General features: G+C 74.0%; 7 protein-coding genes. 3 read left to right on the top strand and 4 right to left on the bottom strand.

Annotation, left to right across the window (positions count from 1 at the left end; all coding sequences use genetic code 11):
- Together E1298_RS42695 and E1298_RS42700 are read right to left on the bottom strand one after the other, a co-directional pair.
- The coding region (locus tag E1298_RS42695) for a helix-turn-helix domain-containing protein (RefSeq protein ID WP_131903091.1) at positions 1 to 224 on the bottom strand (224 nt) is incomplete at its 3' end.
- Between the two features lie 156 nt (positions 225 to 380).
- Positions 381 to 1,067 carry an endonuclease V gene (locus E1298_RS42700; protein ID WP_131903092.1) on the bottom strand — a complete coding sequence of 229 codons (687 nt, stop codon included), beginning with the start codon at positions 1,065 to 1,067 and terminating at the stop codon, positions 381 to 383.
- A 60-nt stretch (positions 1,068 to 1,127) separates the two neighbouring features.
- Between E1298_RS42700 and E1298_RS42705 the strand changes: the two genes are divergently transcribed.
- The gene (locus E1298_RS42705; protein ID WP_131903093.1) at positions 1,128 to 1,754 is read left to right on the top strand and encodes an isochorismatase family protein; all 627 of its coding nucleotides are present in this window, start codon (positions 1,128 to 1,130) and stop codon (positions 1,752 to 1,754) included.
- A gap of 62 nt (positions 1,755 to 1,816) precedes the next feature.
- A complete protein-coding gene (locus tag E1298_RS42710) occupies positions 1,817 to 2,551 on the top strand; it encodes an SDR family NAD(P)-dependent oxidoreductase (protein ID WP_131903097.1) in 735 nt (244 codons plus the stop codon).
- Positions 2,552 to 2,559: 8 nt separating this feature from the next.
- On the opposite strand, the gene E1298_RS42715 is transcribed toward E1298_RS42710, so the two are convergent.
- Positions 2,560 to 3,762 (bottom strand): serine hydrolase domain-containing protein, encoded by a 1,203-nt coding sequence (locus tag E1298_RS42715; RefSeq protein WP_131903094.1) that lies wholly within the window; start codon positions 3,760 to 3,762, stop codon positions 2,560 to 2,562.
- 31 nt (positions 3,763 to 3,793) lie between these two features.
- Between E1298_RS42715 and E1298_RS42720 the strand changes: the two genes are divergently transcribed.
- Positions 3,794 to 4,705: a cyclase family protein gene (locus E1298_RS42720; RefSeq protein ID WP_131903095.1), complete on the top strand. Its 912-nt coding sequence runs from the start codon at positions 3,794 to 3,796 to the stop codon at positions 4,703 to 4,705.
- Between the two features lie 16 nt (positions 4,706 to 4,721).
- On the opposite strand, the gene E1298_RS42725 is transcribed toward E1298_RS42720, so the two are convergent.
- Positions 4,722 to 6,224 carry an AMP-binding protein gene (locus E1298_RS42725; RefSeq protein ID WP_131903096.1) on the bottom strand — a complete coding sequence of 501 codons (1,503 nt, stop codon included), beginning with the start codon at positions 6,222 to 6,224 and terminating at the stop codon, positions 4,722 to 4,724.
- Positions 6,225 to 6,259: the final 35 nt, after the last annotated feature.

Raw genomic sequence — 6,259 nt, forward strand, 5'->3', positions numbered from 1 at the left:
GGAGATGGGTGGGCTCGGAGATGGGTATAAGAGACAGGGACGGCGTGGAGCAGGTCGTCGCGGCTGGGGAAGTGGCGGTACAGGGTGCCGGAGCCCACGCCCGCGCGCTTGGCGATGTCGTCGAGGGACGCGCCCGTGCCGTGCTCGGTGAAGGCCGCGCGGGCCATGGCGACCAGACGCTCGTAGTTGCGGCGGGCATCGGCTCGCCTCGGCCGGGTGTCCATGGGCGCCGTCCAGCGGTGGTGCGGGCCGGATCTCCATCATGCCAGGACGTCCGGTAAAGGCAATGGTCAAGCGGCGGAACCCGCAGGTGGGCGCCGGGGCGGGGCGCGTCAGGCCCCGAGGGCGTCAGGCCCCGAGGGCGTCAGGCGGTGAGGGCGTCAGGCCGTGAGGGCGTCGCGGGAGAGGCGGTCGGCGCGGCGCGTCGTCTCCGGCAGGCGGTACGCGGGCGTCAGGGCGAGGACGGCGCGGCACGCTGCGTCGAGGTCCGTGCGGTGGCCCACGGACACGAACACCGGCTTCACGCCGTCCCGCGTCCGCAGGACCCGGCCGACGACCTCGCCGCCGTCGACGAGCGGGCTCGCGTCGCCGCGCCGCCCGCCCGGCGGCTCGTAGGCGCCGACGAAGCCGGTCTTGGCGACGCCGATCGCCGGCAGGCCGGTCAGGACGCCGAGGTGGCAGGCCAGCCCGAACCGGCGGGGGTGCGCGACGCCGTACCCGTCGCAGACCAGCAGGTCGGGGACCGTTCTCAGGGCGCGCAGCGCCTCGATCAGCGCGGGCAGCTCCCGGAACGCGAACAGGCCAGGGACGTAGGGGAACGCGGCGGTGCCGACGGCGACCGACTCTTCCAGCACCTCCAGGGTCGTCCCGTCCAGGACGACGACCGCGGCGGCCAGGCGGGTCCCGGTGCCGCCGCCGTCGCCCGCGTAGGAGACGTCGAGGCCGGCGACCGTGCGGGGCGAGGTGGGGCCCGGCGCGTCCAGGTCGAGCATCGGGCGCAGCGCGTCCTGGATCGCCTCCGCCTCCGCCGGGGTGGCGGGCCACGGGTGCAGGTCGCGTACCTCCATGGACCGGCACGCTACCGCGACACCTACCCAAGCAAATGCTAGGTCAGTATCGTGGGGGGAATGGCGATCGATCTTGCGGAGCTGGCCGATCCGCGGCACACCGCGCTGCTGGTGATGGAGATGCAGCGGGGCGTCGTCGGCGACCTGGCCAGATTCCCGGAGCTGGTGAGGAGCTGCGCCGAACGGGACGTGGTGGCGAACGCGGCCCGGGCCGCGGCCGCCGCCCGCGCGTCCGGCGTGCGGGTCGTGCAGTGCACCGCGGCCTTCCGCGCCGACCGGGCGGGCAGCCATACCGGCAACTGCCCCTTCATCAAGGCGCTGCTCAAAGACCCCGCGCACATGCTAGAGGGCACGGGCGCCGTCGAGGTGCTGCCGGAGCTGTCCGATCCGTCCGACCTGGAGTCGCGGCGCTACCACGGGTTCTCCCCGTTCACCGGGACGTCCCTGGACCAGACGCTCCGCGCGCTCGGCGTCCGCACGGTCGTGGCCGCCGGGCTGTCGCTCAACCTCGGCATCCCCGGGCTGTGCCTGGAGGCGGTGAACCTCGGCTACCGCGCGGTGGTCCTCACCGACGCCGTCGCCGGGATGCCCGCCGCGTACGGCGACGCCGTCCTGGCGAACACGATCAGCCTGCTCGCCGCCCGGACGACGAGCACCGAACTGGAGGCGGCCGCGTGGACGAGGTGAGCGTGGACGGGGCGGGCGCGGACGAGGTGAACGCGGACGGGGTGAGCACGGACGGGGTGGGCATGGACGGGATGAGGCTGGACGGGCGCACGGCCGTCGTGACCGGCGGCGCGGGCGGCATCGGCCGGGCGATCTGCGCCGACCTCGCCGCGCTCGGCGCCCGGGTCGTGGTCGCCGACCTCGACGGGGACGCGGCCGGGGAGGTCGCGAAGGCGCTCGGCGGCGCGGCGTTCCGCGTGGACCTGGCCGATCCGGAGGCCATCGACGCGTTCACCGCCGAGGTGGGGCCGGTGGACGTGCTCGTCCACAACGCCGGGGTCAGCATCGTCGAGCCGTTCGTGGACAGTGCCCCCGCCCACTGGGACCTCATGTGGCGGATCAACCTGCGCGCGCCCATGCAGCTCACCCGCGCCCTGCTGCCCGGCATGACCGAGCGCGGCTGGGGCCGCCTCGTCTTCATCTCCTCGGACGGCGCGCGCGCGGGCTCGGGCGGTGAAGGCGCCTACGCGGCCACGAAGGCGGGCCTGTTCGGCCTCGCCAAGACTCTCGCGCGTGAGGCGGCGCGCGGCGGCGTCACGTCCAACATCGTGTGCCCAGGGCCGACGGACACGCCGATGGTCCGGGCGGTGTCGGACGAGCATCCGGGGCTTCTCGACAAGCTCGCCAAGCAGATCCCTCTGCGTCGCATAGGCCGCCCGGACGACATCGCCGGTCTCGTCGCCTTCCTTTGCACCGACCGCGCCGGCTACATCACCGGCCAGACCATCTCGGTCAGCGGCGGAATCACGATGCAGTGAATCCGGCCTCAGGACAGCGACGCGTAGGCCGCTTCGATGAGCCGGTAGGCGCGCAGGTCGCCGGACAGTTGGTCGCCCATGAGGTTGGGCAGGTAGGCCAGGGCGAGCCCGGCCTCGGTGTCGCCGAGTCCGATCGAGCCGCCCGCGCCGGTGTGCCCGAACGCCGTGTCCAGTCCGGCGGCAGGGGTGAAGAAGATCTGCGCCGGACGCATGAAGCCGAGCCCGAACGCGCTGTCGACGACCATCGTCCGGTCGGGGCCGCCGACCCTGGGGCGGATCGCGTCGCGGAGCGTCTCGGGGCGCAGGATCCGGCCCGCCACGAGGTCGCGGTAGAAGCCGGCGAACGCGGGCGCGGTCGCGATCATCCCGGCGGACGGCCAGCCGGCGCGCAGCACGACCGGGTTGTTGAAGCCGCCCTTGCCCGGGTGCGGGTTGTTGACGGCCCGGTTCATCGGGCTCTGCGGATCGGTGAACGCCCCGGCCAGGCGCGCCAGCACGTCGCCGTCCTCGACGACCTTGGGGGAGTCGGCCTCGTCCTGGACGCCGCGTCCGGAGAGGTCAGAGCCCTGGACGCGGCGTCCGGCGGACAGCTTGGCGGCGCGCTCGATGACCTCGTCCGGGGCGCCGATCCACAGGTCGGCGCCGCGTCCGAACTCGTCCTGGACGAACGCGCCGACCGGCCTGCCCGCGTGCCGCCGCACGATCTCTCCGGCGAGCCAGCCGTAGGTCAGCGCGTGGTAGCCGTGGGCCTCGCCGGGCGTCCACTCCGGCTTCTGCGCGGCGAGCCGGGCGGCGAGGGCCGCGGGGTCTGCCGCCTCCTCCGCCGACACCGGGTCGGCGAACGCGGGCAGTCCCGCCTGGTGCGACAGCAGATGCGCGGCGGTCGCGCCCTCCTTGCCCCCGGCGCCGGACTCCGGCCACCAGTCGGTCACCGGGCCGTCCACCTCGTACGCGCCGCGCTCGGCGAGCAGCAGCGCCGCCGTCGCCGTCACGGCCTTGGTGCAGGAGAATCCGAAGCACGGCGTGTCCGGCAGCCACTCGCGTCCCGTCCGGCGGTCGGCGACACCGCCCCACAGGTCCACGACCTTGCGGTCGCCCGCGAACACCGCGACGGCGGCGCCCAGTTCCCGTCCCTCGGCGAAGTTCCGCTCGAACACCTCGCGGACGGCGGCGAACGCCGGATCGCAGTGGCCCTGGACGGAAGTGCTCATGCGCGTCCCTTCAACGGAGGTTTCTAGAATCATGCTCGAAGAGTCCAACAACTGGGGACGCTGGGGTGCCGCCGACGAGCGCGGCACCCTCAACCTGCTGTCCCCGGAGGCGGTGGTGGCGGCGGCCGGATGCGTCCGCGAGGGGCGGACGCTGAGCCTGTCGATGCCGATCCGCGGGGCCACCTCGTCGCCCGCGCCCACGACCGTCCCGCACCTGAGGGGCAGGCCCCTGCCCCAGCACTTCATGTCGGTGGACGGCGGGGACTACGCGGCGGGCACGCGGGCCATCGGCGCGGGCCTGAAGATGTCCGACGACGCACTGGTGGTGACCCCGCACGGCACCACGACGCACATGGACGCGCTGTGCCACATGTGGTCGGGCGACGAGCTCTACAACGGCCACCCGGCCGGACGGGTCCGCTCCTACGGCGCGCAGCGCTGCGGCATCGACAAGGCCGGTCCGGTCGTCGGGCGCGGCGTCTTCTTCGACGTCCCCGCCCTGCGCGGCGTGGGCCACCTCTCCGCCACCGACAGGATCGGCCCGGACGACCTGGAGGCGTGCGGCGTCGACGTCCGTCCCGGCGACATCGCCGTGGTCCGCACCGGCTGGCCGCTCGTCTGGCAGGACGGCCCGGACGCGTACTGGGCGGGCCAGCCGGGCCTGTCCGCGGCCGGGGGCCGCTGGCTGGCCGAGCGGGACGTCTCGCTGGTGGCCGGTGACAACGCCGCGATCGGCGGCCTGAACGAGCGCCAGCTCGCCGACGAGGGCCTCGCCGACGACCTCCACATGATCCTCCTCTGGCGGCACGGGATCCACCTCGCCGAGATGTTGTGGCTGGAGGAGCTGGCCGTGGCCGCCCGCACCGACTTCCTCTTCGTCGCCGCCCCGCTCCGGATCGAGGGCGGCACCGCGAGCCCCATCAACCCGGTCGCCGTCCTGTGACCTCCGCTCGCGAAGCTCAGGTGCCGGGGTAGGCGCCGCCGCCGTGGGCCTCGTCCAAGGCGTCGTAGTCGGGGGTGTGGCCGCGCTTGGGGATGGCGGCGGCGAACTCGACCTCGCGGGGCTTCTTGTAGGAGGCGATCTCGCCCCGGACGTGCTCGATGATCTCCTCGGCGGTCGCGGACGCGCCGTCCGCCAGGACCACGACGGCCTTCGGGGACTGGCCGAAGCGCTCGTCCGGGACGCCGATGACCGCGGCGTCCGCGACCGCCGGGTGGGTCTTCAGGGCCCGCTCGACCTCGGCCGGGTAGATGTTCTCGTTCGCCGACTTGATCATGCGGAGGCGGGGGCCGATGAAGGTGAGGGTGCCGTCGGGCTCGCGGCGTCCGAGGTCGCCGGTGTGGTGCCAGCCGTCCGCGGCCTTGGCCTCGTTCAGCTCGGGACGGTTCCAGTAGCCGGAGAAGACGCTCTGCCCGCGCGCGCAGATCTCGCCGACCTCGCCCGGCGCGACCTCCTCGCCGGCGGGGTCCAGGATCCGGACGTGGACGAGCGGGGACGGGCGGCCCGCCTGGCCCGCGCCGCCCATGCCGAGTCCGAGGAAGGTGAGCATGCCGCCCACCTCCGTCTGGCCGTAGCCGCCCATCCCGGACGCGCACCACGGGCTGTCGTCCACGGTGATCATCGCGTCCCAGGCGGGGGAGTGGGAGACGAAGCGCAGGGACGACAGGTCGTGCGCGCCGCCGCTGTTCGCCTCGACCAGGCCGTCGATCATCGGGCCGAACAGGAACGCCTGGGTGCACCGCTCCGCCTCGATCAGGCGGCAGACCTCGGCGGGCTCGTAGGCGGGGGTGAAGACGAGCTTGCCGCCGATCTGGAACGTGGCCAGCGTGAACATCATCGTGCCCACGTGGAAGAGCGGCCCGCAGGCGAGGAAGGCGAAGCCGTCCTCCATCTGCCGGACGTGCAGCAGCGACATGCTGTGCGCGATCAGCGCGGAGTGGCTGAGGAGCGCGGCGTTCGGACGGCCGTCGAACGCGGCCGTGTAGAGCGCCAGGACGGGGGCGTCGGGGGAGACCTCTATCGACGGGGCCGTCGCGGAGCCGGGCAGGTACGCCTCGTACTCCTCGCCCGAGCGCACCCAGCGGGCGTCCAGGGAGACCTGGCCCCGGGCCTTCTCCACCGCCTCTGACTCCTCCCAGACGACGACCGAGGGGGTCAGGTCGTCCAGGACGTGGGCCAGCTCGTCGGCCGTCTGCCGCCAGTTGGCCGGGCAGAAGATCGCGCCGAGGCGTCCGGCGGCGAGCAGCAGCTCCAGGACGCGGAACGAGTTCCGGCCGAGCCACAGCACCCGGTCGCCCGCGCCGACCCCGTCCGCCGCGAGCGCGGCGGCCAGCCGGTCCACCCGCGCGTCCAGCTCCGGATAGGTCAGGCGGACGTCGCCGTCCACGGCGGCGGTCCCGAGCGGCCGGCCGCGCCGGTGCTCGCCGAGCACGTCCCCGAGTGTGAGCCGGTGTACGGACATCGCGCCTCCTTGATGCGGGGGGTGGGGATCCGGGG

This window comes from Actinomadura rubrisoli (assembly GCF_004349215.1).
Taxonomy (GTDB): Bacteria; Actinomycetota; Actinomycetes; order Streptosporangiales; family Streptosporangiaceae; genus Spirillospora; species Spirillospora rubrisoli.

What these genes read in the sequence shown, in the direction of transcription:
- E1298_RS42700 (WP_131903092.1), bottom strand. Translation starts at nt 1,067, where the DNA reads ATGGAGGTACGCGACCTGCACCCGTGGCCCGCCACCCCGGCGGAGGCG.
- E1298_RS42705 (WP_131903093.1), top strand. Translation starts at nt 1,128, where the DNA reads ATGGCGATCGATCTTGCGGAGCTGGCCGATCCGCGGCACACCGCGCTG.
- E1298_RS42715 (WP_131903094.1), bottom strand. Translation starts at nt 3,762, where the DNA reads ATGAGCACTTCCGTCCAGGGCCACTGCGATCCGGCGTTCGCCGCCGTC.
- E1298_RS42725 (WP_131903096.1), bottom strand. Translation starts at nt 6,224, where the DNA reads ATGTCCGTACACCGGCTCACACTCGGGGACGTGCTCGGCGAGCACCGG.
- E1298_RS42720 (WP_131903095.1), top strand. Translation starts at nt 3,794, where the DNA reads ATGCTCGAAGAGTCCAACAACTGGGGACGCTGGGGTGCCGCCGACGAG.
- E1298_RS42710 (WP_131903097.1), top strand. Translation starts at nt 1,817, where the DNA reads ATGGACGGGATGAGGCTGGACGGGCGCACGGCCGTCGTGACCGGCGGC.